The 25,977-nt window shown below is 70.1% G+C and carries 26 protein-coding genes; 15 read left to right on the plus strand and 11 right to left on the minus strand.

Annotated features, from left to right (window positions below):
- Window positions 1-17: 17 nt before the first annotated feature.
- The 4 genes from ACZ7P3_RS29915 to ACZ7P3_RS29930 all read right to left on the minus strand — a co-directional run bounded on the left by ACZ7P3_RS29915 (window position 18) and on the right by ACZ7P3_RS29930 (window position 4,329).
- Complete coding sequence (locus tag ACZ7P3_RS29915; protein ID WP_472086350.1) at window positions 18-1,508, minus strand: hypothetical protein; 1,491 nt, start codon at window positions 1,506-1,508, stop codon at window positions 18-20.
- Window positions 1,490-2,230 (minus strand): ABC transporter ATP-binding protein, encoded by a 741-nt coding sequence (locus ACZ7P3_RS29920; protein WP_472086352.1) that lies wholly within the window; start codon window positions 2,228-2,230, stop codon window positions 1,490-1,492. Before ACZ7P3_RS29920 ends, ACZ7P3_RS29915 begins: the two co-directional genes overlap by 19 nt.
- Window positions 2,231-2,443: 213 nt before the next feature.
- Window positions 2,444-3,826: an aspartate aminotransferase family protein gene (locus ACZ7P3_RS29925; RefSeq protein ID WP_472086353.1), complete on the minus strand. Its 1,383-nt coding sequence runs from the start codon at window positions 3,824-3,826 to the stop codon at window positions 2,444-2,446.
- Window positions 3,811-4,329, minus strand: coding sequence for an Lrp/AsnC family transcriptional regulator (locus ACZ7P3_RS29930; protein WP_472086355.1), 519 nt, complete (start codon window positions 4,327-4,329; stop codon window positions 3,811-3,813). Before ACZ7P3_RS29930 ends, ACZ7P3_RS29925 begins: the two co-directional genes overlap by 16 nt.
- Window positions 4,330-4,533: 204 nt before the next feature.
- On the opposite strand from ACZ7P3_RS29930, the gene ACZ7P3_RS29935 reads away from it, so the two are divergent.
- Both ACZ7P3_RS29935 and ACZ7P3_RS29940 read left to right on the plus strand, forming a co-directional pair.
- Complete coding sequence (locus ACZ7P3_RS29935; RefSeq protein WP_472086357.1) at window positions 4,534-5,973, plus strand: gamma-aminobutyraldehyde dehydrogenase; 1,440 nt, start codon at window positions 4,534-4,536, stop codon at window positions 5,971-5,973.
- 593 nt (window positions 5,974-6,566) lie between these two features.
- The gene (locus ACZ7P3_RS29940) at window positions 6,567-7,760 is read left to right on the plus strand and encodes an extracellular solute-binding protein (RefSeq protein WP_472086359.1); all 1,194 of its coding nucleotides are present in this window, start codon (window positions 6,567-6,569) and stop codon (window positions 7,758-7,760) included.
- 112 nt (window positions 7,761-7,872) lie between these two features.
- On the opposite strand, the gene ACZ7P3_RS29945 is transcribed toward ACZ7P3_RS29940, so the two are convergent.
- Window positions 7,873-8,226, minus strand: coding sequence for a VOC family protein (locus ACZ7P3_RS29945; protein WP_472086360.1), 354 nt, complete (start codon window positions 8,224-8,226; stop codon window positions 7,873-7,875).
- Window positions 8,227-8,332: 106 nt separating this feature from the next.
- Here ACZ7P3_RS29945 and ACZ7P3_RS29950 point away from each other — a divergent pair, with 106 nt between their 5' ends.
- The 10 genes from ACZ7P3_RS29950 to ACZ7P3_RS29995 all read left to right on the plus strand — a co-directional run bounded on the left by ACZ7P3_RS29950 (window position 8,333) and on the right by ACZ7P3_RS29995 (window position 18,739).
- Window positions 8,333-8,716, plus strand: a complete 384-nt coding sequence (locus ACZ7P3_RS29950) for a VOC family protein (protein ID WP_472086361.1) — start codon at window positions 8,333-8,335, stop codon at window positions 8,714-8,716.
- Between the two features lie 544 nt (window positions 8,717-9,260).
- Window positions 9,261-10,430, plus strand: coding sequence for a Nickel transporter NicT (gene nicT, locus ACZ7P3_RS29955; RefSeq protein WP_472086363.1), 1,170 nt, complete (start codon window positions 9,261-9,263; stop codon window positions 10,428-10,430).
- Window positions 10,431-10,648: 218 nt separating this feature from the next.
- Window positions 10,649-11,350: an SDR family NAD(P)-dependent oxidoreductase gene (locus ACZ7P3_RS29960; RefSeq protein ID WP_472086365.1), complete on the plus strand. Its 702-nt coding sequence runs from the start codon at window positions 10,649-10,651 to the stop codon at window positions 11,348-11,350.
- A gap of 40 nt (window positions 11,351-11,390) precedes the next feature.
- Window positions 11,391-12,437: an alpha/beta hydrolase gene (locus ACZ7P3_RS29965; protein WP_472086366.1), complete on the plus strand. Its 1,047-nt coding sequence runs from the start codon at window positions 11,391-11,393 to the stop codon at window positions 12,435-12,437.
- A 71-nt stretch (window positions 12,438-12,508) separates the two neighbouring features.
- Window positions 12,509-13,471, plus strand: a complete 963-nt coding sequence (locus ACZ7P3_RS29970) for a hypothetical protein (RefSeq protein ID WP_472086368.1) — start codon at window positions 12,509-12,511, stop codon at window positions 13,469-13,471.
- Between the two features lie 28 nt (window positions 13,472-13,499).
- Window positions 13,500-14,165 (plus strand): hypothetical protein, encoded by a 666-nt coding sequence (locus ACZ7P3_RS29975; RefSeq protein WP_472086369.1) that lies wholly within the window; start codon window positions 13,500-13,502, stop codon window positions 14,163-14,165.
- Complete coding sequence (locus ACZ7P3_RS29980; RefSeq protein ID WP_472086371.1) at window positions 14,149-15,135, plus strand: inositol monophosphatase family protein; 987 nt, start codon at window positions 14,149-14,151, stop codon at window positions 15,133-15,135. Before ACZ7P3_RS29975 ends, ACZ7P3_RS29980 begins: the two co-directional genes overlap by 17 nt.
- A 260-nt stretch (window positions 15,136-15,395) precedes the next feature.
- Complete coding sequence (locus tag ACZ7P3_RS29985; RefSeq protein WP_472086373.1) at window positions 15,396-16,127, plus strand: Scr1 family TA system antitoxin-like transcriptional regulator; 732 nt, start codon at window positions 15,396-15,398, stop codon at window positions 16,125-16,127.
- Window positions 16,099-16,374 (plus strand): DUF397 domain-containing protein, encoded by a 276-nt coding sequence (locus ACZ7P3_RS29990; RefSeq protein WP_472086374.1) that lies wholly within the window; start codon window positions 16,099-16,101, stop codon window positions 16,372-16,374. Before ACZ7P3_RS29985 ends, ACZ7P3_RS29990 begins: the two co-directional genes overlap by 29 nt.
- Window positions 16,375-16,450: 76 nt before the next feature.
- Window positions 16,451-18,739: a hypothetical protein gene (locus ACZ7P3_RS29995; protein ID WP_472086376.1), complete on the plus strand. Its 2,289-nt coding sequence runs from the start codon at window positions 16,451-16,453 to the stop codon at window positions 18,737-18,739.
- Between the two features lie 34 nt (window positions 18,740-18,773).
- Here the strand turns inward: ACZ7P3_RS29995 and ACZ7P3_RS30000 are convergent, their stop codons facing one another.
- From ACZ7P3_RS30000 to crcB (ACZ7P3_RS30020), 5 genes are all read right to left on the minus strand, one after another.
- Window positions 18,774-19,196, minus strand: a complete 423-nt coding sequence (locus ACZ7P3_RS30000) for a hypothetical protein (protein WP_472086500.1) — start codon at window positions 19,194-19,196, stop codon at window positions 18,774-18,776.
- A 267-nt stretch (window positions 19,197-19,463) separates the two neighbouring features.
- Entirely contained in the window at window positions 19,464-20,627 is a 1,164-nt protein-coding gene (locus ACZ7P3_RS30005) for an NAD-dependent formate dehydrogenase (RefSeq protein ID WP_472086378.1), read from the minus strand.
- 171 nt (window positions 20,628-20,798) lie between these two features.
- Window positions 20,799-21,173 carry a fluoride efflux transporter CrcB gene (gene crcB, locus ACZ7P3_RS30010; protein ID WP_472086379.1) on the minus strand — a complete coding sequence of 125 codons (375 nt, stop codon included), beginning with the start codon at window positions 21,171-21,173 and terminating at the stop codon, window positions 20,799-20,801.
- A complete protein-coding gene (locus tag ACZ7P3_RS30015) occupies window positions 21,170-21,517 on the minus strand; it encodes a DUF190 domain-containing protein (RefSeq protein ID WP_472086381.1) in 348 nt (115 codons plus the stop codon). Before ACZ7P3_RS30015 ends, crcB (ACZ7P3_RS30010) begins: the two co-directional genes overlap by 4 nt.
- A gap of 18 nt (window positions 21,518-21,535) precedes the next feature.
- Entirely contained in the window at window positions 21,536-21,967 is a 432-nt protein-coding gene (crcB, locus tag ACZ7P3_RS30020) for a fluoride efflux transporter CrcB (protein WP_472086382.1), read from the minus strand.
- A gap of 215 nt (window positions 21,968-22,182) precedes the next feature.
- On the opposite strand from crcB (ACZ7P3_RS30020), the gene ACZ7P3_RS30025 reads away from it, so the two are divergent.
- The 3 genes from ACZ7P3_RS30025 to fmdA all read left to right on the plus strand — a co-directional run bounded on the left by ACZ7P3_RS30025 (window position 22,183) and on the right by fmdA (window position 24,459).
- Window positions 22,183-22,461 (plus strand): FmdB family zinc ribbon protein, encoded by a 279-nt coding sequence (locus ACZ7P3_RS30025; protein WP_472086384.1) that lies wholly within the window; start codon window positions 22,183-22,185, stop codon window positions 22,459-22,461.
- Between the two features lie 87 nt (window positions 22,462-22,548).
- Complete coding sequence (locus tag ACZ7P3_RS30030) at window positions 22,549-23,184, plus strand: AmiS/UreI family transporter (protein WP_472086385.1); 636 nt, start codon at window positions 22,549-22,551, stop codon at window positions 23,182-23,184.
- 24 nt (window positions 23,185-23,208) lie between these two features.
- On the plus strand, window positions 23,209-24,459 hold the full coding sequence (gene fmdA / locus ACZ7P3_RS30035) for a formamidase (RefSeq protein WP_472086386.1): 1,251 nt from the start codon (window positions 23,209-23,211) through the stop codon (window positions 24,457-24,459).
- 153 nt (window positions 24,460-24,612) lie between these two features.
- On the opposite strand, the gene ACZ7P3_RS30040 is transcribed toward fmdA, so the two are convergent.
- Window positions 24,613-25,908 carry an SLC13 family permease gene (locus ACZ7P3_RS30040; RefSeq protein ID WP_472086387.1) on the minus strand — a complete coding sequence of 432 codons (1,296 nt, stop codon included), beginning with the start codon at window positions 25,906-25,908 and terminating at the stop codon, window positions 24,613-24,615.
- Window positions 25,909-25,977: the final 69 nt, after the last annotated feature.

The raw sequence follows: 25,977 nt of genomic DNA on the forward strand, positions 1-25,977 counted from the left end.
GGCTCTCCCGCGACGGCTCAGCGGGCCCTCGGCAGCGCCGCCAGGTTGGCGACCACCAGGGTGAACGGGCCGAACAGGGCGAGCAGCGCGGCCGCGCGCAGGACCGCGGCGCTGCGCAGCATCGTGGCGGGGGCCCCGAGGCGCAGCAGGGCGGCGATGGTGTCGGCGCGGCTCTGGCGGGCCTCCACGGCCGCCGTCAGCAGGGTCGCCACCGTGCAACCGGCGACCACCAGCACACCCAGGGCCGTGAGGGGGCCGAAGGCGGTGGCGGGACGGTCGTACAGGACGGCCATGGCGTAGGCGGCGGACGCCACCGCGCAGACCACGCCGAGGGGGCGGCCGATCCGGGTGGCCTCCGCCATGAGGACCCGGCCGGCCAGCAGCCGGAGCGCCCCGGGGCGCCAGGCCTGGAGCAGCCGGCCGCAGAGGTCGGTGAGGCCGGGGGAGGCGATCACGAGCCCCACGGCGGTGACGATCCAGCCGGCCAGCACGGACACGCCGTCGACGGGCAGGTGGGTGAGGGCCGGGACGGGCGCGGAACGGCTCGCGTAGGTCTGCACGGTGAGTCCCGCGGCGAGGGTGGCGATGCCCCAGGGCAGGCCGGTCGCCGCACGGCCGGGCCGGCTGCCGCGGAGGGCATCGGGCCAGCCGGCGTCCGGCGTCGCCGGCCCGGGGCCTGACGCGGTGCCCGGGGCGGGTGAGGAGTCACCGGCGGTCCGTGCACCGTCGTCGGCTTCCCCGCGCGCCGTGGGCGAACCGCCGGCCCCGGTGCGGCCGTTCCCTGTGCCGCAGCTCTCCGTGCTGCTGCGCCCCGTTGCGCTGCTGTCCGTACGACTGCTGTCGGTGCGACCGCTCCCCGTGCTGCTGCTCCCCGTACGGCTGCTCTGCCTACGGCTGCTCTGCGTTCCGACGCGTCCCGTGGCCCCCTTCCGGGTGCCGTCGCCCCGCAGCCCGAAGCGGCCGAGGACGCGGACGGGGCCCGCTGAGCACGGGCCGGGGTCCGTCGGGCGGAGGGTCAGGGCCACCGTCGCCGATGCGATCGCCGGGAGCAGGGCCAGCAGGGTCAGGGTCGCCGGGACCGGGAGGGGCTGGTCCGCCGCCAGGAAACCGGCCGCCGCGCCGTCGAAGGGCATGCCCGTCAGGTCGCCGCGCAGATGCAGGAAGGCCACCAGTGCCAGCAGCGAGCCCAGGGTGCAGAACAGGGCCGTGGTCAGCGCCGAGATCCCCATCAGACGGGCGGGGCCCAGGCCGAGCGCCGACAGGCCCGGTCGCGGCCTGGTGCCGGGGTCCGTGCGGGCCACGGCGAGCGCGAAGTGCGAGGTGGCGGCGAGCGGGACCACGCACCAGGCCAGGCGCGGCACGGCGGCGCCCGGTGTGCCGGGGTGGCCCATCGCGTAGCCGAGGCAGGACAGGAGGAGGAAGCCGGTGCCAGCGGAGGCCACGGCCACCAGGAGGCGGCGCAGCTGGACGGCGGGCCGGGCGGCGCGGGTCAGACGGAGAGCGAGCACGCGGCCCGGCCTTCCGCCTCCGGTGTGTCCGGCAGGTGCACGGTCTTCACGCACCGCCCGTCCAGCAGGGAGACCGTGCGGTCGGCGAGGGCCGCGGTATCGGAGTCGTACGTGGCCAGCACGACGGTGATGCCGTGCGAGCGGGCCGCCGTGGTCAGTGTGCGCAGGGCGTGTGCGCGGTCCGCGCGGTGCAGCGGGGCGGTCGGCTCGTCCGCGAAGAGGACCGTGGGCCCGGGGGCGAGCGCACGGGCGATGGCGACGCGCTGGCGGTCGGCCTGCCGCAGCTCGTGCGGGCGCCGGCGGGCCTGGTCGCCCACGTCGAGGCGCTCCAGCCACTCCAGGGCGGCCACCTTGGCCCGGCGGCGGTCGGTGCCGCGCAGCATCAGGGGGAGGGCGGCGTTCTCCCAGACGTTCAGCTCCGGGACGAGTGCGGGGGCCGGGTCGATCCAGCCGAACCGGTCGCGGCGCAGCCGCTCACGGGCCGTCGGCCCCATCGTGTGCACCGGTGCGCTGTTGAACCAGACCTCGCCGCGCTCCGCCCTGACCTGTCCGGACAGACACCGCAGCAACGTGGTCTTGCCGCTGCCGCGCGGGCCGCTGACGGCGAGGATCTCGCCCTCGCGCACGCCGAGCGAGACCCCGGCGAGACCGGGCGAGCCGTCCCGGTGCCTGAAGTGCAGCGAGCGTGCCCAGAGCACGTCGTTGTCCGGCGGGGCCTCCATGGGCGTACACCTCGGTTCTGATCCGTTGTTCCCGTGTTCGTTCCCCCGTCCGGGGGAACGAAGGCTGGGCCGATCGGTCACAGGAACGCTAGGCAGCCGGGGCGGGGAGCCTGGACAGCACACGGCCCCGGGCCGCCGTTCTCACTCGAACGGACGGCACCGGGGCCGGTGCTGATCAGCTGGTCACAGGCGTGAGGCGCGGAGCGGGCAGGCTCAGAGCTTCGTCCACGCCTCCGTCAGCGTCGCGCGCAGGATCTGCTCGATCTCGTCGAAGGTCTCCTGGTTGGAGATCAGCGGCGGGGCGAGCTGGATGACCGGGTCGCCGCGGTCGTCGGCACGGCAGTACAGGCCGTTCTCGAACAGGGCCTTGGAGAGGAAGCCGTACAGGACGCGCTCGGTCTCCTCCTCGTTGAAGGACTCCTTGGTGTGCTTGTCCTTCACCAGCTCGATGCCGTAGAAGAAGCCGTTGCCGCGGACGTCGCCGACGATCGGCAGGTCGTGCAGCTTCTGCAGCGTGGAGAGGAACGCGCCCTCGTTGTCCAGGACGTGCTGGTTGAGGCCCTCGCGCTCGAACAGGTCGAGGTTGGCGAGACCCACGGCCGCCGACACCGGGTGGCCGCCGAAGGTGTAGCCGTGCAGGAAGGTGTTGTCGCCCTTGTAGAACGGCTCGGCGATCCGGTCGGAGACGACGCAGGCGCCGATCGGGGAGTAGCCCGAGGTCATGCCCTTGGCGCAGGTGATCATGTCCGGGACGTAGCCGAACTTGTCGCAGGCGAACATCGTGCCCAGGCGGCCGAAGGCGCAGATGACCTCGTCCGAGACGAGCAGCACGTCGTACTTGTCGCAGATCTCGCGCACGCGCTGGAAGTAGCCGGGCGGGGGCGGGAAGCAGCCGCCGGCGTTCTGCACGGGCTCAAGGAAGACCGCGGCGACGGTGTCCGCGCCCTCGAAGAGGATCTCCTGCTCGATCTGGTCGGCGGCCCAGCGGCCGAAGGCCTCCGGGTCGTCGCCGAACAGCGGGGCACGGTAGATGTTGGTGTTCGGGACCTTGTGCGCGCCCGGCACCAGCGGCTCGAAGGGGGCCTTCAGACCTGGCAGACCGGTGATGGACAGGGCGCCCTGCGGGGTGCCGTGGTAGGCGACCGCACGGGAGATGACCTTGTACTTGGTCGGCTTGCCCTGCAGCTTGAAGTACTGCTTGGCGAGCTTCCAGGCGGTCTCGACGGCCTCGCCGCCGCCGGTGGTGAAGAAGACCTTGTTCAGGTCGCCCGGAGCGTAGTCGGCGATGCGCTCGGCCAGCTCGACGGCCTTGGGGTGGGCGTAGGACCACACCGGGAAGAAGGCGAGCTCCTGGGCCTGCTTGAAGGCGGTCTCGGCGAGTTCCGTGCGGCCGTGACCGGCCTGGACCACGAACAGACCCGCCAGACCGTCCAGGTAGCGCTTGCCCTTGTCGTCGTAGATGTAGGTGCCCTCGCCCCGGACGATGGTCGGGACGGGGGAGTTCTCGTACGAGGACATGCGGGTGAAGTGCATCCACAGGTGGTCGTACGCGGTGCGGCTGAGGTCCTTTGAGCTCACGGTTATCGGGTTCCCCACATGTAGGTCTGCTTCTTGAGCTTGAGGTAGACGAAGCTCTCGGTGGAGCGCACGCCGGGCAGCGCCCGGATGCGTTTGTTGATGACGTCCAGCAGGTGGTCGTCGTCCTCGCAGACGATCTCGGCGAGGATGTCGAACGAGCCCGCGGTCATCACCACGTACTCGACTTCCGACATGCCGGTCAGCGCTTCCGCGATGGACTCGACATCGCCCTCGACGTTGACCCCGACCATCGCCTGTCGGCGGAAGCCCACGGTGAGCGGGTCCGTCACGGCGACGATCTGCATCACGCCCTGGTCCAGCAGCTTCTGGACGCGCTGGCGCACGGCCGCCTCGGAGAGGCCGACGGCCTTGCCGATCGCGGCGTACGGCCGGCGGCCGTCCTCCTGGAGCTGCTGAATGATGGCGAGGGAAACGGCATCCAGCTGGGGGGTGCCGTTCCTGGACTCGCGGGACGAGTCCCTCTGGTCTGCGCTTCGACTGGCCACGACCTCACTGTGCACGACGTCTCGACAGTATCGCAAGGCCGTAGCGATGAAATTCGTTGTTTGCACGTCCGAGACTTGCGGATTTCGCAGAAGTGGTGGCGATGGGGGTGTTGAAAACGTGGGTCCGGCGACTAGGGTGGGTGTCTCAGTGATTGGACAGCCGTACAGGCTGGACGAGCTGCACAGCTTGAACCCTCGAACCAGATCAGGAGGCCGGCAGTGAGCACCGAGCTGCGTCGTCTGCGCAACTACATCGACGGTGAGTTCCGGGACGCCGCCGACGGACGGACCACCGAGGTGGTCAACCCCGCGACGGGCGAGGCGTACGCCACCGCTCCGCTGTCCGGGGCGTCGGACGTGGACGCCGCGATGGAGGCGGCCGCGGCGGCCTTCCCGGCCTGGCGCGACACGACCCCGGCCGAGCGGCAGAAGGCCCTCCTGAAGATCGCCGACGCGTTCGAGGAGCGCGCCGAGGAACTGATCGCGGCCGAGGTGGAGAACACGGGCAAGCCCGTCGGGCTGACCCGCTCCGAGGAGATCCCGCCGATGGTCGACCAGATCCGCTTCTTCGCGGGTGCGGCCCGGCTGCTGGAGGGGCGCAGCGCCGGCGAGTACATGGACGGGATGACCTCGATCATCCGTCGTGAGCCGGTCGGCGTCTGCGCGCAGGTCGCCCCGTGGAACTACCCGATGATGATGGCCGTGTGGAAGTTCGCCCCGGCGATCGCGGCGGGCAACACGGTCGTCCTCAAGCCCTCGGACACGACCCCCGCCTCCACCGTCCTGATCGCCGACATCATCGGCTCGATCCTGCCCAAGGGCGTCTTCAACGTCATCTGCGGCGACCGTGACACCGGCCGCGCGATGGTCGAGCACGACGTCCCGGCGATGGCCTCCATCACCGGCTCCGTACGCGCCGGCATGTCCGTCGCCGAGTCCGCCTCCAAGGACCTCAAGCGGGTCCACCTGGAGCTGGGCGGCAAGGCTCCGGTCGTCGTCTTCGAGGACACCGACATCGCCAAGGCCGTCGAGGACATCTCGGTCGCCGGCTTCTTCAACGCCGGCCAGGACTGCACGGCCGCCACCCGGGTGCTGGTCCAGGAGTCCATCCACGACGAGTTCGTGGCCGCGCTCGCCAAGGCTGCCGCCGAGACCAAGACCGGGCAGCCGGACGACGAGGACGTCCTGTTCGGCCCGCTGAACAACCCGAACCAGCTCAAGCAGGTCGCCGGCTTCATCGAGCGCCTGCCCGCCCACGCCAAGGTCGAGGCGGGCGGCCAGCGGGTCGGCGACAAGGGCTACTTCTACGCCCCGACCGTCGTCTCCGGGCTCAACCAGGACGACGAGATCGTCCAGAACGAGGTCTTCGGCCCGGTCATCACCGTGCAGTCCTTCTCGGACGAGGACCAGGCCGTCGAGTGGGCCAACGGCGTCGAGTACGCCCTCGCCTCCTCGGTGTGGACCAAGGACCACGGCCGCGCGATGCGCATGTCCAAGAAGCTCGACTTCGGCTGTGTGTGGATCAACACCCACATCCCGCTGGTCGCCGAGATGCCCCACGGCGGCTTCAAGAAGTCCGGCTACGGCAAGGACCTGTCGGCGTACGGGTTCGAGGACTACACGCGCATCAAGCACGTGATGACGTCGCTGGACGCGTAAACCGCGGAGGGCTCAGCCGCACCGGGGCCTCAGGGACCGGCCTCAGGGACGGGCCTCAGGGCCTCGTGCGGCTCGTCCGCCTCAAGGGCCTCTAGGGCCCCGGAGATCTCGTGCGGCTCGTCCGCAGCAGGGGTTTCAGATACCTCGTGCGGGGATCGTCGGCCTCAGGGGCCTCAGGGGCCTCAGGGGCCTCAGGGGCCTCAGGGGCCTCAGGGGCCTCAGGGGCCTCAGGGGCGTCAGGGGCCTCGTGCGGCTCGTCCGCAGCAGGGACCCCAGGGAAACCAGGGACACCAGGGACGCCAAAGGCACCAGGGACCTCGGCCCCCGGACGGGACACCTCCCCGTCCGGGGGCCGCTCCGTCTGCCGCGCCTGCGCCGCCACCGTGCCGCGCCGTCGGCGGCCGACAAACTCCGCCGTCGACACACTGTCGCCCCGCAGCGGGCGCGGGGCGTCACCGCCGCCGTCGCCGCTGCCGACGGGCCATCGCGCCGACCGACGGGCCATCGCTGATCGACAAGGTGTCGGATCCCGCCCGGTGGGCTCGACGCAGCGTCGATTGTCCGTGCGCGGGGCACCGAGGCATGCTGCCGTAGTGCCCCAGACATCCTCGCTTCCGCGTTCCGTCTCCCGCCGTTCCCTGTTGCGCGCGCTCGGCGGCACCGCCGCGCTCGGCGCACTGGCCGGCTGCGGGGTGCCCGCCGCCTACGTCAAGCCCGGTGACCGTGCCGTACCCGACGAGTCCGCCGCCGACCGGAAGCTGACCTGGGCGAACTGGCCGTTGTACATCGACACCGATGACAAGAACCCGAACAAGCGGCCCACGCTGGACGCCTTCGAGAAGCGCACCGGCATCTCCGTCGACTACACCGAGGAGATCAACGACAACGACGAGTTCTTCGGCAAGATCAGCCCCGCGCTGATGAACCACCAGTCGACCGGCCGCGATCTGATCGTCGTCAGCGACTGGATGTGCGCGCGGTTCGTGCGGCTCGGCTGGGTGCAGCGGATGGACCGCGCCCGGCAGCCGAACGTGGCGAAGTACCTGGACCCGTTGCTCCGCTCGCCCGGCTTCGACCCGGGCCGCCGGTACACGATGCCGTGGCAGTCGGGCATCACCGGGATCGCGTACAACCGCCGCAAGCTGGGCCGCGACATCCGGCATGTGAAGGACCTCTGGGCGAGCGACCTCAAGGGGCGGGTGACGCTGCTGTCCGGACTCGACGAGGCGTTCGCGCTGCTGATGCAGGGCAACGGCGTGGACATCACCCGGTGGACGGCGGACGACTTCCACCGGGTCTGCGACCAGGTGGAGCGGGAGGTCCAGCGGGGCCAGATCCGCCGCTTCACCGGCAACGACTACACCAAGGACCTGGTCAGCGGCGATGTCCTGGCCTGTCAGGCCTACTCCGGGGACGTCATTCAGCTCCAGGCGGACAACCCCGACATCCGCTTCCTCGTGCCCGAGGAGGGCGCCGAGCTGTGGTCGGACTCCCTGATGATCCCCAACCGGGCCCGCCACAAGGCCAACGCCGAGCGGCTGATCGACTACTACTACGAGCCGGAGGTCGCCGCGAAGCTCGCCGCCTGGGTCAACTACGTCTGCCCGGTCCCGGCGGCCAAGGAGGTGCTGGCCGCCTCCAAGGACAAGGACACGGCAGCCCTGGCCGACAACCCGCTGATCTTCCCCGACACCACGATGCGCAAGCGGCTCGCGATCGCCCGCGACATCACGTCGACGGAACGGGTGGAGTTCGCCAAGCGGTGGAACAAGATCGTGGGCTTGTAGGGGCGCCGGGAGACGTTGTGACGAGGGGTTCCGCTCGGCACAGGAGAGGGACCGTCGGACCATCGGTCGCCCGGTGGGCCGTCGGCGCCTCACCGGCTGCTTGGAGGCGTGGTCAGGCGGGCTGCCACAGTTCGATCCGGTGGCCCTCGGGATCGGTGACCCAGCCGAAGCGGCCGACACCCTCCATGTCCTGCGTCTCCTCGGCCACGTCCGCTCCCTTGGCGCGCAATTGCGCGAGCATCGCATCCAGGTCGCGGACCCGGAAGTTGAGCATGGTCTGCTGGGCGCGGGACCCGAAGTAGTCGGTCTCGGACTCGAACGTCGCGAACACCGTGGGCCCGGCTTCCTGACGCCACAGGCCGTTCTCATCGACGTCCAGGCCCAGGCAGTCGCGGTACCACGCGGTCAGGGCCGCCGGGTCGGCGGCCCGCATGAAGTATCCACCGATTCCAAGCACACGTTCCATGCCGCCATCCTGCCAGGACGGTGATCGGTGCCGGGGATTCCGCGTCGTCGGACGCCCTGCCGCGGACGGCGGTCGGCCCCCGGGTTGTCTCCGTACACTGACGGGCATGGCATGCCGCATCAGTGAGCTGGTCATCGACGCTGCCGACCCGGGCCGGCTCGCCGCGTTCTGGAGCGAGGTCCTCGGCTACGTCGAACTCGGCCGGGAAGACGACGGAAGCATCGAGATCGGGCCGCCCGACGCCGGCTTCGGAGGCCCGCAGCCCACCCTCGTCCTCAGCCCCAGCAGCGTCCCGCGGGCCGGGAAGCTCCGGCTGCACATCGACGTCAACGCCACCGACCGCGACCAGGACGCCGAGCTGGAGCGGCTGCTCGCTCTCGGCGCCAGGCCCGCCGACGTCGGCCAGACCGGTACCGAGACCTGGCACGTCCTGGCCGACCCCGAGGGCAATGAATTCTGTCTCCTGCACGCACGGATCCAGCCCCTGTGACCCCGCGCGTCCCGGCGCCGAGCCGCCCGGCCGTGCCGGTGCGGCCATGGACGGCGGGCGGGCGCGCAGGCTGAGAAGCTCGTCGCCCGTGCAGACCCGGATGCCCCGGATGACCTAGCGGGTCCCCGATGCCCCAGCGGTCCCGGCCATCCCAGCGGTCCCGGCCATCCCGGCGGCCATGGTGCAATAAGCGCAGCCGGACTGTGAACCGAGCACGGGCGTGCGAGTCGCCGCCCGGTGGAGTGCGCACCTGTCCCCCCCCCCAGGCGTCGGCTCCTACGCCCGCGGTCCGCAGAGCACCCTCGCCCTCGGTCCGGCGGCGCCCCCGGGCCGGCCGTCCTCAAGGGTGTGCGCGCCGTGCCCGATCCCGAGCAGGTGTTCCGGCTCGATCCGTGCGCCCGCCTTGAGCAGCAGTCTTTTCGAGCCATTGACCGAAACCTGACATGGCCTTTGCTGCGGCCATCTTGTAGCTGCAACCAATTCGCAGAAACCTAGAAGGCGCGGCTGAAAACAGCCGCTAGCCGAAAAGTAAGGGTCACGCCCCATGACCACCGCTCCTGATTCCGCCTCCGCCCGGCCGACCGCTCCGGCCGCCGCCCGCGGCATCTCGTGGCACCGCATACGTACGTCGATGACCCGCAGGGAATGGGCACGCGTGGGCGGTATGGCCGCCTTCATCCTGGCGCTGCACGTCATCGGCTGGTTCATCCTGGTCGCGATCGTCGCCCCGGAGCACTACAGCCTGGGCACCAAGACCTTCGGCATCGGCATCGGCATCACCGCCTACACCCTCGGCATGCGGCACGCCTTCGACGCCGACCACATCGCCGCCATCGACAACACCACCCGGAAGCTGATGAACGAGGGGCAGCGGCCGATGTCGGTCGGCTTCTGGTTCTCCCTCGGCCACTCCACCATCGTCTTCGCCCTCGCCTTCCTGCTCTCCCTCGGCGTCAAGTCGCTGGCGGGGCCGGTCGAGAACGACGACTCCCAGCTGCACAGCGTCACCGGCTGGATCGGGACGACCGTCTCCGGCACCTTCCTCTACGTCATCGCGATCATCAACCTGGTGATCATGGCCGGGATCTGGAAGGTCTTCCGTGAGATGCGCTCCGGCCACTTCGACGAGGCGGCCCTGGAGGAGCAGCTCAACAACCGCGGCTTCATGAACCGGCTCCTCGGCCGCGTGATGAAGTCGATCACCAAGCCGTGGCAGATGTACCCCCTGGGCGTCCTGTTCGGCCTCGGCTTCGACACGGCGACCGAGATCGCGCTCCTCGTGCTCGCCGGTTCCGGCGCCGCCTCCGGCCTGCCCTGGTACGCCATCCTGTGCCTGCCGATCCTGTTCGCGGCCGGCATGTCGCTCCTGGACACCATCGACGGCTCGTTCATGAACTTCGCCTACGGCTGGGCCTTCTCCAAGCCGGTCCGCAAGGTCTACTACAACCTCACCATCACCGGCCTGTCCGTGGCCGTCGCCCTCATCATCGGCACCGTCGAACTGCTGGGCCTGATCGCCGAGAAGGCGGACCTGCACGGGGCGTTCTGGGACTGGGTCTCCGGCCTGGACCTGAACATCATCGGTTACGTCATCGTCGGGCTGTTCTTCGCCACGTGGGCGGTCGCCCTGCTGGTGTGGAAGTTCGGCCGTATCGAGGAGAAGTGGACGGCAGGTCTCGCCGAGCCGGTCACGGCAGGGGAGCACGCCGAATAGCACCGGCACGCCGGATGGCACCGGCACGCCGGATGGCACCGGCACGCCGGATGGCACCGGCCGCGGCGCCGCCCCTCCACGCGGCGCCGCCCTCCCCATGACGCCTCTTCCCGCGGCCCAGGAGTCCTCGGCGCGGATCCGGCTCGAACCCGGGACTGCCGTTCCTGCGGCCCGGCAGTCCCTGGCACGGATCCGCTGAGCCGAGGACGATCGCATACATGACGACCACGTTCATCACCGGAGCCAACAAGGGACTCGGCTACGAGACCGCCCGCCGTCTCGTCGCACTCGGGCACACCGTGATCGTGGGGGCCCGCGATCCGGAGCGGGGCGCTGCCGCAGCCGCCGCGCTGGGCGCGCGGTTCGTCCCGATCGATGTCACCGACGACGCCTCCGTCGCAGCCGCGGCGGCCGACGTCGCCGCGCACGAAGGCGTGATCGACGTTCTGGTCAACAACGCCGGCGTCACCGGTCGGCACGTCGACCCCGGCGAGCTGACCGGCGCGGACGCGATCGGCGTGTTCGACGTCAACCTCTTCGGCGCGATCAGGACGACTACCGCCTTCCTGCCGCTGCTGCGCCGCTCGGCGGACCCGGTCATCATCAACGTCAGCAGCGGACTGGGCTCGCTCGCCATCACCCACGACCCGTCGCGGGTCGAGTCCACGGTGATCTCGCCGCTCTACACCGCCTCGAAGGCGGCCCTGACGATGCTGACCACCCAGTACGCCAAGGCCTTCAAGGACATCCGCGTCAACGCCGTCGACCCCGGCTACACGGCGACCGACCTCAACGCCCACAGGGGTTTCCAGACCGTCACCGAAGGCACCGACGCGGTCGTACGTCTCGCGACCGAAGGGCCCGGCGCCGGCTCGGGGCGTTTCGTCGACCGCTCCGGCCCGATCGACTTCACCCACTAGCGGTCACCGCCTCCGGCCCGGCAGGTGATTGACTACCCGCATGGACCTCGCGCGGACGGCCGGCGGTGCGCCCCCTCTCGACCCCGAACTGAGTGCGGTGCTGGCCGAGTCGGGGGACGGGGTGAGGGAGCCGTTCACGCCGGAGAACCTCGCGGTCCGGCAGGCGCGGGACGCCGCGGCCCGGCCCCGGCCGAGGCTCGCGGATCTCCGGGCCGGCGGCCGGTTCGAGGTGGATGAGCTGCGGGTGCCGGGCGCCGCGGGCGCGCCGGACGTCACGCTCGTGAGCGCACGGCCCGCCGGGATCGCCGGGCCGCTGCCGCTGCTGTACTACATGCACGGCGGCGGAATGATCACGGGCAATGCGTGGTCCGTCCTGCCGCGGCTGCTGCGCGAATGGGCCCTCCCGCTGGGGCTGGCCGTCGTCAGCGTCGAGTACCGGTTGGCGCCGCGGGTGCGGTACCCCGGACCGGTGGAGGACTGCTACGCCGGGTTCGTCTGGGTGGCGGAACACACGGCCCGACTCGGAGTCGACGCGGACCGTGTCGTCATCGGGGGGAAGAGCGCCGGTGGCGGACTCGCCGCGGCACTCGCCCTGCTCACCCGTGACCGCGGCGGCCCCGCCCCCGTCGGGCAGCTGCTCCTGTGCCCGATGCTCGACGACCGCGGCGACACCGACTCCAGCCACCAGATGGCCGGCCTCGACACCTGGGACCGGATCTCCAACGCCACCGCTTGGCAGGCCCTGTTGGGCGACCGGTACGGCGCCGCGGACCTGCCGCCGTACGCGGCTCCCGCCCGCGCCACGGATCTGTCCGGGCTGCCCCCGGCCTACATCGACGTCGGGTCGGCCGAGACCCTCAGGGACGAGGACGTGGCCTACGCCCAGGCGCTCTGGCAGGCAGGCGGCCAGGCCGAACTGCACGTATGGCCCGGCGCGTGCCACGGCTTCGACACCTTCGCACCACGGGCGGCTCTCAGCCAGGAGGCCCGCGACGCCCGCACCCGCTGGCTCCGGCGCGTCCTCGCACCGCGCGGGACATCCCGTCCCTGCGGGGCGCACACGTCCGTCCAGGCCGCCGGCCGCTAAGGCCGATTGAGGCATGGCTGCGGGCGTGCCGTTCCTCCTACGATGGAAGCCACCGTCGGGGGAGGGTGGACGTGACGCGCAGGACAACGGAGGGGGCCGGGCACCGGCTGGAGGACTCGATCGCCTGGGCGGTCAGGAACGCGGACGGGGTCGTCGCCATCGGTGTCGCCCTGGTGGTCGGGATCATGGACGTCCTGAACCAGAACATGGACTCCAACATCGTCTCCGGCGCCACCCTGCTGGTCCTCGCCGGGCTCGTCTTCGGCTCCCTGACCGAACGCAGACGCCGGGTGGCCGACATCCACCGGGCGACCGAGGGGACCAGCCGCGCCATCGAGGACCTGGCCATGGTGCGGACCCTGGCCGGGGCGGAGGTGGCGCTGGCGCACGAGCGGGCCCGGCGGAACACCGCCCGCTGGGTGTTCAAGGGCGGCACCGGCACCTACCTGCGGGCCGTCACCCTGCCGGAGTGCGTCCTGGAGGCGCAGCGGCAGCGCCGCTCCCTCAGCATGAAGATCGACATCGTCAACCCGGCCGACGACCAGGCCTGCGCCGCCTACGCTCGGTTCCGCCGCACCTTCGGCCAGGACCACGGCGGCGACTTCGCCCGGTGGACCACCGAGCGCACCCGTAAGGAGTCGTACGCCACCGTGGTCGCCGCCGTCTGGCACCGGCAGCGGCTGGACACCCTGGAGATCGACGTCCACCTCTCCTCGGTGGCCCCGGCCCTGCGCTTCGACCTCTCCGACACCTGCCTGATCATCACCCAGGACGACCCGCGCCGGGTCAGCCTGTACGTCGAGCGGGACCGGCCGCTGTACGACTACTACGTCACCGAGCTGCACCAGAACAGGGAGCAGGCGGTCAAGCTCGACCTGCGGGAGGCCGTCCCGCTGAGTGACGAGCCGACCGTCGACGAGGTGAGACGACTGCTCGACCGGCTCGGCCTGCCGCTGTCGTCCAGCTTCACCGACCGTGACGTCGGCGACATCATCGACAAGGCGCTGCGCGCGGAGAACCCCTACCGCGGGTGAGCGCCGTGTTCCGGCCAAGGGGGACACGATGGACTACCCGGCCCTGGAACGGGCCGCCCGGCGGCACGCCACCGCCGAGCTGACGCGGCACGCCGCGTCCGAACTGCACCGGATCGTCTCGGGCCGCCGCCCCCTGAGCGCGGTGCACCACCCCCTGGGGTTCGCCTGTCTGCCGATCCTGCGCGACGGTGACGACGGGGTCTGCGTCCATGTCTTCGGGGCCTTCGGGGCCTTCGGGGCCGAGCCCGCCGAAGCGGTGCCCCAAGTGCACTGCCACAGCTGGGACCTGACCAGTACGGTCCTGTACGGCCGCCTCGGCAACCGGCGCATGGACGTCGACGACACGGCCGGGGAACCCACCCACCGCGTGTTCGAGGTGCTCAGCGACCCCTCCGGCGTCGACCGCGTCCGTCCCACCGAGCGGCTCGTGCGCTGTCTGCCCGGCGCGGAACAGACCAGCCGGCGCGGCCAGACCTACGCCCTCCCGGCGGGTGAATTCCACACCACCACGGTGCCGGACGGCCGCCCCACCGCCACCCTGGTGCTGGGACGGACCCTGCCCGGCCGGGTGGACCTGTCCCTGGGCCCGCTGTCGGCCCCGGGCCACCGCATGGTCCGCCGGACCTGCGACGCGACCGAGACCGCCCGGATCGCTCGGGCCGCCCTCAGGAGGATCCATGAGCCCGAACCCTGACCCCTCCCTCCCGCCGGCCGGTTTCGCCCCCGAGCACCGCACGGCGGTCGCCGCCGCGGAGGAGGCCGGAGCACTCCTGCGGTCCCGCTTCCCGGACGGCTTCTCGGCCCGTCCCAAGGGCCGGCTCGGCGACGTCGTCACCGACTTGGACCTCCTGGCCGAACAACTCGTCGTCGGCCGCATCCGCCACCGCTTCCCGCACGACCGCATCCTCGCCGAGGAGTCCGGCGCACACGACGGCGCCGGTGACGGCAGCGGCCGCACCTGGCTGGTCGACCCGCTCGACGGCAGCAACAACGTGGTCATCGGCCTGCCCGTCTACGTCGTCGGCATCGCCCTGTGCGTGGACGACGTCCCCGTCGTGGGCGTCGTCCACGACCCCATGACCGGCCGCACCTGGTCCGCCCTGCGCGGCGCAGGCGCGCACGGACCCGGCGGCCGGCTCGCCGCCCCCGCCCGCGAACGGCCGCTCCCCGCGGCCGGACCGCTCCTCGCCTGGACCCAGGGCCACGCCGTCGCCCGCGACGACCCCACCGCCTGCGCCCTCAAGCACACCCTGGAACTCCGCTCCCGGCGCCTGCTCCAGCTCTGGGCACCCCTGGTCGCCTGGGCCATGCTCGCCCGCGGCGACATCGACGGCTTCGTCGGCTACCGCGCCGAGGCCATCGACCTGCCCGCCGGTGCGCTGCTCGCCCGCGAGGCCGGGATGGCCCTGCGGCACCTGGACGGCGCCGAGTTCGGCGGCGGCTTCAGCGGGCCGGACACGGGGCGCTCCTTCGTCGCGGGGCGCCCCGACGTGCTGCCGTACCTGCTCGACCTCGTCGCTACGTCCGCGTCCTCTCCCGGCACCGGGGGCACGCACACGGCGGGAACCGCCCCGACAGGTCCATCGGCGCCGCGTCCTTCGGCGGCCGGTACGTCACCCTCGGTCCCCAGGTCCGGCCCCCGTCCCGGGGCACCCTCAGCGTGAGGTACGCGCCGATCATGTCCTCTTCCTCGTCCTGCTGCATGCCAACGCCTTTCACTTTCCGTGGTGATGCAGACACAGAGTGAGGTGGGTCTGGGTAACCTCGGTAGATGACGGAGCGTGACAACGGAGTGCGCACTTGCGGGAGTTGAGTACGTGGCCATCGAGGACAATCCGCGCTCGCGGGAGCAGTACGGGCAGGAGCTGAAGCGGAGGAGGGAGGCGGCGGGCTCACGCAGGAGGAGCTGAGCCAGCGTGTCGTGATGTCCCGCACACACATCGCCCATATCGAGGCGGGGCGCCGACGGCCGGATGTGGAGGATGCGCGGCGGATCGATCAGGTGCTGGACACGGGCGGGTTCTTCGAGCGGTTCCTGCCGACGCTGGATGGCAGGAAGGTTGCGGAGTACTTCGAGGATGCGCTGGAGTTCGAGGGCAAGGCGACAGAGATCCGGGAGTATGCGCCTGCGGTGGTGCCGGGGCTCTTGCAGACCAAGGAGTACGCATACGAGGTCCTGGGCTTCGGCCATCCGCGCAAGAGCGACGAAGAACTGGACGAGCTTGTCGCCACGCGGCTGGAACGAGCCCGCATTCTCGACAGCTTCCACTCACCCGAGGTCTGCTGCCTCCTCGATGAAGCAGTGCTTCGGCGTGTGGTCGGCGGGCCGGTCGTGATGTGCGAGCAGCTGCGTCACATCGCAGAGTTGGGTGCGAGCCGCCGTATCCGCGTTCACGTGCTCCCGTATGCCTTGGGCGCCCATGCCCTACAGGCGGGCTTCCTCTCCCTCATGTGGTTCGAAGACCTTCCGCCCATCGCCTATGCGGAAGGCGTGAAGAGCGGGCGGATCATGGAACTGCCGTCCATGGTGCGCGAGTGCCAGGAGATTTACGATCACGCATTGGGCGATGCCCTGTCGCACCGAAGTTCCCTGGACCTGCTGAGGTCCGTCGCGGAGGATTACGAACATGAAGCGCAGCGAGCACACCATTCCTGACGCCTCGGTGCTGTCCGGCTGGCGCAAGTCGTCGTACAGCGAAGGGGGCAGCAGCAACTGCGTCGAAGTCACCTCTTGGCGCAAGTCGACGTACAGCGGTGAAAGCGGCGGCGACTGCCTCGAAGTGAACGACGCCGCTTCCCCCACCCACATCCCGGTCCGCGACAGCAAGAACCCCACCGGTCCCGCGGTCGTCTTCACGGCGCGCGCCTGGTCGGTGTTCATCGGAGCTGTATCGGCACTGTGAAGATGTCGGTGCCTCGTCCGGTGAATCCGGGTGCCGAGGGGGACAATCGCGGGAACGGGGGAAGGAGCCGCAGCCCATGCTGTCCGCACTCTTATGCCGTGTTCTCAGACGTCGCGCCGCACTGGGGCTGTCCGCGTGTGCGACCGCCGTCGCGCTGACGCTGACGCCCGTGCCGCCGCCGGGAGTCGCGGCGGCCCGGCCCGCGGCGGCCGCCGACACCGCCGCCCAGGGCAGGGCGCAGAAGCAGCCGGCGCCGAAGCCCCGGGGCAAGCAGATCACCAGGTGGTTCCAGGACCCCGTCGGCAACATGGCGTGGAAGGCGCGCAAGACCGCCGGGCTCGACCGGGCCTACGGCCGTAACCTGGCCATCGGGTTCGTGGACATCACCGGCCTCGACCAGGTGGACACCACCGGCTACCGCGTGGTCGAGGCCGAGGAGCTGAAGCGGAACGACCCCGCGCTGTACACGTCGCTCGGCCTTGCCGGACGTCCGCAGGTCGGGCGGTTCGTGATCGTGCCCACCTTCAACAACCCCTCCACCGGCGACGTCGACGGGGCGCACTCCGAAATCCGCTTCTTCTCGCAGGAGTTGACGTACATGGGGGTCACGGACCCCGCGCGTACCTTCCTCCTGTACTCCGACCTGTCGCCGTGCGACGGATGCGCGCCGAAGATCCCGGCCAACACCGAAGTGCGCTGGATGACCAAGCAGGGGGAGGGCTCGTACCAGCGCAGGGAGCGCATCCTCAACGCCGCCGCGGTCGCGGACCACGAGGCGAACATGACGGACGCGGACCGCGAGCGCAACGCCAAGGCGGTGGCACGCGCGCGGCAGCGGACGCTGGACAAGCGGGCGCGGGAGGCGGAACGGCTGGCGAATCTGTGGGGGAAGACGCCGTCGGCACCCTGTGCGACACCGCTGGCGGCGCCGCTCACGGGCGGCGGCTCCGGTGTCCTCGCACGAGCGGCGGGCCGCCACGTCGTGGCGGCCGACTGCGGGGAGCCGGACGCGAAGGCCGCTGAGCGGGCCGCCCCGAGCGGGCTGGGCCGCGCACTGGCCGGACCCGTCGCCCAGGCACCCGGCGGCATCGACTTCTCCGCCCTCCAGCTGCGTTACCTCTCCGACCCGGGCGACGGCAGCGGCCTGCAGTACTCCTTCGAGGCCCCCGCCTCCACCACCGGCGTAACCTCTCCGACGGACGGGACGAACGCAGCCCGGCTCAGTTCGGACGCCTTCTTCGTCTGGCTGGAGCTGAACCCCTCGACGTTCTGGGTGAACCTCAACCCCACCGAACCCGACCGCATCGTCGACGCCGACATGGGCCGTACGGACGTGGGCCGGGTCATGCTCCAGGCGGACCTGCGGCTGAAGAAGGACGTGGGCCGGCTCATCCACCCGGCCACGGAGCTGGGCAAGGAGTACCACGACCGGCTGCAGGGCACCTGCTCGTCGTCACGCGTGTGGATCGTGCCCGACCCGGCCGACGTCCACGTCGACGGTGACAAGCTGTACATCCTCAAGGCGCCGCTCAGGGTCAGGATGGAGTCCGAGTACATCCGTCTCCCCAAAGGGCAGAGCGAGCTGGGCGACTGCCCCAAGGAGGACGAGTCGACCCGCAGGCACAACGAGTCGCTCTTCCGCAGCCTGATCCTGCCCAGGCTCACCCGGCTGGTGAACACCGACTCGCACTACGCCGACCTGCGCCGCGTCCACCTCTCCCGCGTCGCCGCCCAGTGGTACCGGGACCTGAGCGTCTCCCGGCACACCACCTACCGCGATCTCGTCGACCACGGTGACATCAACTCCTGGACGACCAGGACCGGTTGGAAGCCCAGGGACACCTTCGACCAGTACGTCCGCTCGTACACCAAGGGCGACTACCGCTACACCCGCAAGGAGACCAGGGGAAACACGATCTACACGTACACCTATGTGTACGGGGGCGTGGACCTCACCTCCGTGCCGCTGCGGAAACTCCCGGACAGCTCCTTCGCCGAGCGCTACTCGGATCTGCCGAAGGACATCGGGGCTTCCCTGACGACACCGGCCGGCGGGGCCGGGGCCGACGACCCGCTCTGGCTGGGCTCCGGCACTCCGCGCCAGGCGGCAGCGGAACACGGCACGTCCGAGGACGGTGACGGTGACGGACCGGGTAAGCCCGTGGCCGGCGACGGATCGGGTGGGTCCGGACCGGGCCTGCCCACTGCGTGGGTGCTGCCGCCGGCCCTGCTGGTCCTCCTCGCCGCCGGCCTGCTGTGGCGCCGCCGTCGCCTGACCACTCCTGGCAGGGTCACCCCCTCGCGGCACTCCACCGACGGCACGGGCGCCGACCGGCCCCGTTCGCCGTACGACGACTACCTGTGAACCCGGCTCGTCCACGGCTGCCGTGACGAACGGATCAGAGCTTTCCGCCGATCTCGCAGGCCCGGCACGGCGGCTGGCCGCAGGTGCACTGCATGAGGGCGTCGAGGACGTCGTGGTCGTGGTAGAGGCACTCGTCCCGGCAGGTGTGGCGGGGGATGAACCCCGCGGGGATCTCGCCGGGCCAGGGCTCGTGGCCGTCCCGGCAGCGGGCGAACCGCTCGGGATCGGTGGAGTGGAGGTCGTGCATCTTCGTCCGCGCCTCGTCCTCCAGCTCTCGCACGCGCTCCATCAGAACCTTGAGCTCGGCGGCGATGCCGGAGTAGTGGTCGGTGCCGGTCCTCACGTGTGCGGCCCGCAATGCCATCGCTGCGTTGCCCAGAAACCTTCCGGCATCCTGAAGGTCGGTCACGTGATGCATCTGAATGCCATTCACGCTCCGTACCCATACGGCGTCCATGCTGCTCACTGATCCACCTTCCCGGCGTACACCCAGGGTCGTATGCGAGACGGTATGCGCGGCGCCGGTGCCTTCGCATAAGGAAAAAAATCAACCTATTTAAGGACGCTAAAGGCATCGGTTGGGCCCGGTCCAGTGGTTTTGGGGTGAATCGCCTCACAAGGGTGCAGACCGCAGTGGGCGCGACGCGTTGCGAAGGCCATGCCCCATTCGCCCGGTGGATCTTCGTGAATCTCCGGCTGATTTCCCGCCCGCCGGCGTTATTCGCTATCCGGCGACCGTGTAGGAGCGTGCTCCTGCTCCGGCGAGCCCGCCGCCGTCGACGATCAGGTACTCCGTGCGGATGGGCCGCCCGTCGAACCAGCACTCCAGGATCTCCCGGGTACCGGCCGCGTAGCGGGCCTGTGCCGAGAGGGTCGAGCCGGACACGTGCGGTGTCATCGCCTCGTGCGGCATGGTGCGCCACGGGTGGTCCGCGGGCGGCGGCTGCGGATACCAGACGTCACCGGCGTAACCGGCCAGTTGCCCGCTGTTGAGCGCGCGTACCACGGCGTCCCGGTCGCAGATGAGCGCGCGTGCGGTGTTGACGATGTAGGAGCCCCGCTTCATGGCGCCGATCATGTCGTCGTCGAAGAGGTTCTTCGTCTGCGGATGCAGCGGAGTGTGGATCGACAGCACGTCGACCGAAGAGGCCAGCGAACGCGCGTCGGGGTGCCAGGTCAGCCCCAGTTCCTCCTCGACCTCCTCGGGGAGCCGGTGCACGTCGTGGTAGTGCAGGCGGACGTCGAACGGCCTGAGGCGGCGCAGTACCGCCTGGCCGATGCGGCCGGAGCCGAGGACGCCGACGTCCATGCCCTCGATGTCGTAGGAGCGGGAGACGCTGTCCGCGATGTTCCAGCCCTTCTTGGCGGTCACCCACTCGTGGGCCGGCATGTAGTCGCGCACCAGGGTGAGGATCTGCATCACGGCGTGCTCGGAGACGCTGATGCTGTTGCTGAACGTCACCTCCGCCACCGTCATGCCGTGGTCGATGGCGCTCGGCAGGTCGACGTGATCCGAGCCGATGCCCGCGGTGATCGCGAGTTTGAGGCGGGGAGCGGCGGCGATCCGCTCGGGGGTCAGGTAAGCGGGCCAGAAGGGCTGCGAGATCACCACGTCGGTATCGGGCAGCTCGCGGTCCAGGGTGGAGCCGGGCCCTTCCTTGTCGCTGGTCACGACATAGGTGTCGCCCCGGTCCTCGAGAAATGTGCGCAGTCCCAGCTCGCCCGAGACACAGCCGAGGAGCTGGCCCGGGGTGAAATCTATGGCTCGCGGGGTCGGCGCGGTCTGTCCGCCCGGATATCCGGTGATCCTGGGAATTTCGTCACGGGCGTAGTCCGGAGGGTATCCGCCGACCGGGTCGGGGTAGAGCACCGCAAGAATCTTTGCCATGGCCGTCCTCCATCGGTGCGTCCGCTGTAGGGGTAAACCGGGCCGGACACCGAGGATCTTCCGATTTTAGTCGAGTGCGTGCCGCCGCTTCAATCCCCGCCAACGGCACGGGACCATTGGACAGGCATGCGGGTGGATAGGCATGCGGGCAGAACGTCGGGCACCCGCTGCCTATCCGAACACGGCCTGCGCCAGGGTCAGACCGAGGAAGACGGCCCCGAGTCCGGCGATGACCGAGACGAGCACGTTGACCGCCGCGAGGAACCTCGCCCCGGCCTCGGCCAGCATCAGCGTCTCGTAGGAGAACGTGGAGTACGTGGTCAGGGCTCCGCACAGGCCGGTGCCCAGGAGGAGTTGCACATTCTGCGAGGCGGCCCCGGCCAGGACCGCTCCCGTCAGCGCGCCCAGAATCATCGACCCGGTGGCATTGGCGGCGAAGGTGCCCCACGGAAAGGTGGTGTCGTGACGGGCCTGGACCACCCGGTCCGTGAGGTACCGCAAGGGGGCACCGACGGCGCCGCCGAGTGCGACCAGCAGGAATCTCATTCGCTCTCGGCCTCCCGGCCTGCGTAGCGGACCACTTCGACCTCGTGCACGGTGATCAGACCCTCGATGGGCAACTCCTCCAGCTGTGACAGGAAAGTGCGGATCCGTTCCTCCTCGTCGACGATGACGACCACCGCCGGCAGGTCTTCCGCCATGGACAGCAGCCGTGTCGTGTGGACGATCGAACTCGCGCCGAACCCCTCCACGCCGCGGAGCACGGTCGCCCCGGCCAGCCCGGCCTGGTGGGCACGGTGCACGATCTCCGTGAACAGGGGCTTGTGATGCCACGTGTCGGTGTCGTCGACGAATATCGCCAGATGCAGTGCGCGTCCTCGGAGTCTCATCTCGGTCCCCTCATCCCCTCATCCCCTCATCGCTTGGAGGAGTCTGCGGGCGCCGGCCACGCCGATCGTCACGGTGGTCATCGCCGCGACCACGGTCAGTGCCAGGTAGGCCAGGGCGATGCCGGCCCTGTCCTCCCGCACCAGGCGCTCGATGTCGGCGCAGTACGTCGAGAAGGTCGTGAAGCCGCCGAGGACCCCGGTGCCGAAGAACGGGCGCAGCAACGGCGGCGCGGTCCACGCCTCGGTGATCACCACCATGAAGGCACCGATGATCAGGCATCCCACGGCGTTCACGCACAGCGTGGTCCAGGGGAAGTCCGCCGCGCCGGCCGGCCACAGCAACGCGGCCGCGTACCGCGCGCAGGCGCCCGCCGATCCGCCCACGGCGACGACGGTGAACACGTGCACGTGCCGGCGCCGGGCGTCCCTGAGCCTGAGCGCCTCTCCCACGGCGCCGCTCCCCTCGAGAATCCCGAGCCCGTGACGGGGTGCCGAGCCTGCGGTGACGCGAATCCGTCGCCACGGCCCGCACACCAATTTTATCGGCATGTTTCCGTGGCGCTCGTGCGGCCTTCTCCACTCGTCGCCGGCCGGCATCTCTGGCTTGACACAGAGATTTACGAGACGTCTCCTGGAAGTGAGAAAAGAAGCGTCGGAGGCTGCTGATGGCAACCTACGAATATCTATGCAGCTGCTGCGGGGCATTCGAAGTGCAGTTGCCGATCGGCACGGCACCCAAAGCCTGGGACTGCCCTGATTGCGCGGGTGCGGGACGGCGTGTGTACTCCGCCCCCGGTTTCGCACGGACCTCGAGTTCGGTCGCTGCGCTCCACGCCCGGGAGGAACAGTCCCGTGAGAGCCCGGCGGTGGTGTCCGAAGTGCCGCCAGGCAGGAGGGTGCGTAGAAAACCGCACCCCGCGCTGTCACGGTTGCCGCGGCCCTGAGGGGCTGATCGGCACGGCAGAACGTTTCTTTGCGTCGACATCCGGACACGGACGTCCTCCCCGCTCGAACCTAGGAGGTGCGTCTCCGTGGGTAACGTGGGACTGCTCTTCGTCGGTGCGGTGCTGTTCATCAACGGGCTGTTGCTGCTCGGGAAGGTCGACGGCAAGTCCGCAGGGATTTTCAACCTTTTCGTGGGCGCCTTGCAGGTACTGACGCCGACCTACCTCATCTTCACGGCCGGTGATGACCCCATGAAGATTCTGGCGGCCTCCGGGATCTATCTGTTCGGTTTCACCTACCTCTATGTGGGAATTGCCCTGCTCGCCGAGATCGAAAATAACTGCATCGGCTACTACTCCCTCTTTGTGGCCATCGTGGCCCTGGGGTATTCGTTCGTCAATTTCCACCTCTTCAAGGATTACCCGTTCGGAGTCATCTGGCTCTACTGGGCCTTCCTGTGGTTCCTGTTCTTCCTGCTGCTCGGCCTGAAGAAGACGCAGTTGACCGACTACGTGGGCTGGGTGACGGCGATCGAGGGCTGGGTCACCGGTGTCATTCCCGCGGCCCTGCTGCTGTCCGGCTACTGGAAGCACACCACGGAGATCGCCATCGCTCTCGGAGTCTTTGCCGTCGTCGTGTTCGGGCTGCTGTGGCCGCTCACCAGGAAGCCGCGGCAGGCCGCCCCGGCCGGGGCAGCCGGAAGTACGGACACAACGTCCTGACCGGATCGGAATTGAGAGGCTGTCATGCCCGAAGTCATCTTCAAAGTGGACCAGACCAAGTCCATGCGTGATCAGGACGTCCCCGGACACAACAGGTGGCATCCGGACGTCCCCACGGCCGTCATGGTGAAGCCAGGGGCGGAGTTCCGCATGGAATGCCGTGACTGGACCGACTGCCAGATCAACAACAACGACTCCGCCAACGACGTACGGGACATCGACCTCACCATCCCGCACATGCTCAGCGGACCCATAGGCGTGGAAGGCGCCGAACCCGGCGACCTGCTCGTCGTCGACATCCTCGACCTCGGCCCCGTGCCCCAGCAGAGCGGTGACGCGGCGGGCCAGAGCTGGGGTTACACCGGCATCTTCGCCAAGGCCAACGGCGGAGGTTTCCTGACGGACTACTTCCCGGACGCCTACAAGGCGATATGGGACTTCCACGGCCAGCAGGCGGTCTCCCGCCACCTGCCCGGCATCCGCTTCACCGGAATCACCCACCCCGGGCTGTTCGGAACCGCCCCGTCCACCGAGATGCTCGCCCGCTGGAACGCCCGCGAGAAGGCGCTGATCGACACCGACCCGAACCGGGTCCCGCCGCTCGCCGTACCGCCGGACGCCAGCAACGCGCTCGCCGGCACGGCCACCGGGGACCTCGCGCGGCAGATAGGCGAGGAAGGCGCCCGCACGGTGCCGGCCCGGGAGAACGGAGGCAACCACGACATCAAGAACTTCACCCGGGGATCGCGGGTCTTCTACCCCGTACACGTCAAAGGCGCCAAGCTCTCCGGAGGTGACCTGCACTTCAGCCAGGGCGATGGGGAGATCACCTTCTGCGGCGCCATCGAGATGGGCGGCTTCATCGACTTCCACGTCGACCTGATCAAGGGCGGCATGGAGAAGTACGGCATCTCCACCAACCCGGTGTTCGAACCGGGCAACGTCGAGCCGAGGTACACGGAGTTCCTCACCTTCATCGGAATATCCGTCGACCACGACACGGACACGAACTACTACCTGGACGCGACGCTGGCCTACCGCCGGGCCTGCCTCAACGCCGTCGAGTACTTCAAGAAGTTCGGCTACAGCGGAGAGCAGGCCTACCTGCTGATCGGCTCCGCTCCCGTAGAGGGACGCATCAGCGGCATCGTGGACATCCCCAACGCCTGCTGCTCGCTGTACATCCCCACCTCCATCTTCGATTTCGAGGTCAGGCCCAGCGCCGCCGGCCCCATGAAGGCCGACCGCGGCCAGTGCGCGGTCTCCGCAGCCTGACCGGACAACGGCCCCGCGGAAAGGCAGGGCGGGTCAGGGGCGCTGCCACGAGCGCCCCTGACCGTCGCATGCGGGCCACGGACAGCCGGGAACCAGGGGCCTTCTCACGGATCACCGGGCGGACCGCATGAACCGACCTCCCGGGACACACACCTAGCGCGTCAGCGCCAGCGCCGTCACCGACGCCAGCACCGCCGCCGTGGCCAGGACCGCGCCCGTTCCCATCAGGCGTGCCACCGGTACACGCACCCCGTGCGCCACACAGCGCTCGTACCAGAGCAGCGTCGCCAGGGAGGCCCACGGCGTCACCACCGGGCCCGCGTTGGTGCCGATCAGCAGGGCGAGGAGCTGGTCGTGGTTGGCGACCGGGACGGCGGCCTCCCCGGCCAGGTAGACGGGGAGGTTGTTGAGGGCGTTCGACAGGCCGCCGCCGACCGCCGCCGCACGGACCAGGCCGAGCGTGCCGCCGTCGTGGCCGACCGCCGCCGCGAGGAGGTCGTGCAGACCGTGCGCGTCGACGGTCTCGACCACGAGGAACATGCCCGGCACCATCATGAGCAGCCGCCAGGGGATCAGGGACGGCCGGAGCGCGGAGCGGTGCCGTACCGCGAACGCCGCCACCGCCACCGCAGCGGCCGTCGCGGAGGCCATCCACAGCGGTACGTCGGCCACCAGGATGGCCAGCAGGAAACCGGCGCAGGCGAGCGCGCAGACGCGGAAGAGGACCGGGTCGGCGGGGCGGTGCACCCCGGGGGGCACATACCGGTCAGCGGTGTCCGCGCGCACGTCGTCGGCGCGGGCCGCGCCCGGTCCGGAGACCGGCGCGGCGGCCGGCCGGGGGCCGTCCACGGGCGACGTTGGCGCCTGCTCCGGTGCCCCACGCCTGCCCCGCCGCCAGAAGAAAAGCCACAGACAAGCCATTGTCACGGCGATGGCGGCCAGTTGCGGTACCCACATGCGTCCCGCCAGCCCCAGCGGTGACAGCGCGACCCGGTTGGCGGCGAGCAGGTTCGTGAGGTTGGAGACCGGCAGCAGCAGGCTCGCCGTGTTGGCCAGCCAGACCGTGGTCATCGCGAGCGGTACCGGCGCGATGCCCACCCGGGACGCGAGCGCCAGCATCACCGGGGTCAGCAGCACGGCGGTGGTGTCCAGGTTCAGGGCGATGGTGGTGAGCGAGGCGAAGGCCACGCAGAGCAGGAACAGCAGCGGGTAGCTGCCCCGGCCGGCCCGGGCCACACGGGCCGCGAGAACGTCGAACACCTCGGCCCTGCTGGTCAGTTCGGCCAGCACGACGACCGTGCCCAGGAACGCCAGCAGCGGGGCGATGCGGGTCATCGCGTCGGACGCCGAGCCGGTGGGCAGCACGCCCGTCGCCACGCAGACCAGCCCCGTCGCCAACAGCCCGATCGCCACCCGGTCGAGGACATGCAGACGGAGAGAGACACGCACGCCTGGAAGCGTCGCACATCCGTGCCCCGCTGTGACCCGAGGGCCCTTCAACGCCTGGAAACGGCCGGT

This window comes from Streptomyces sp. NPDC107581 (assembly GCF_055657175.1).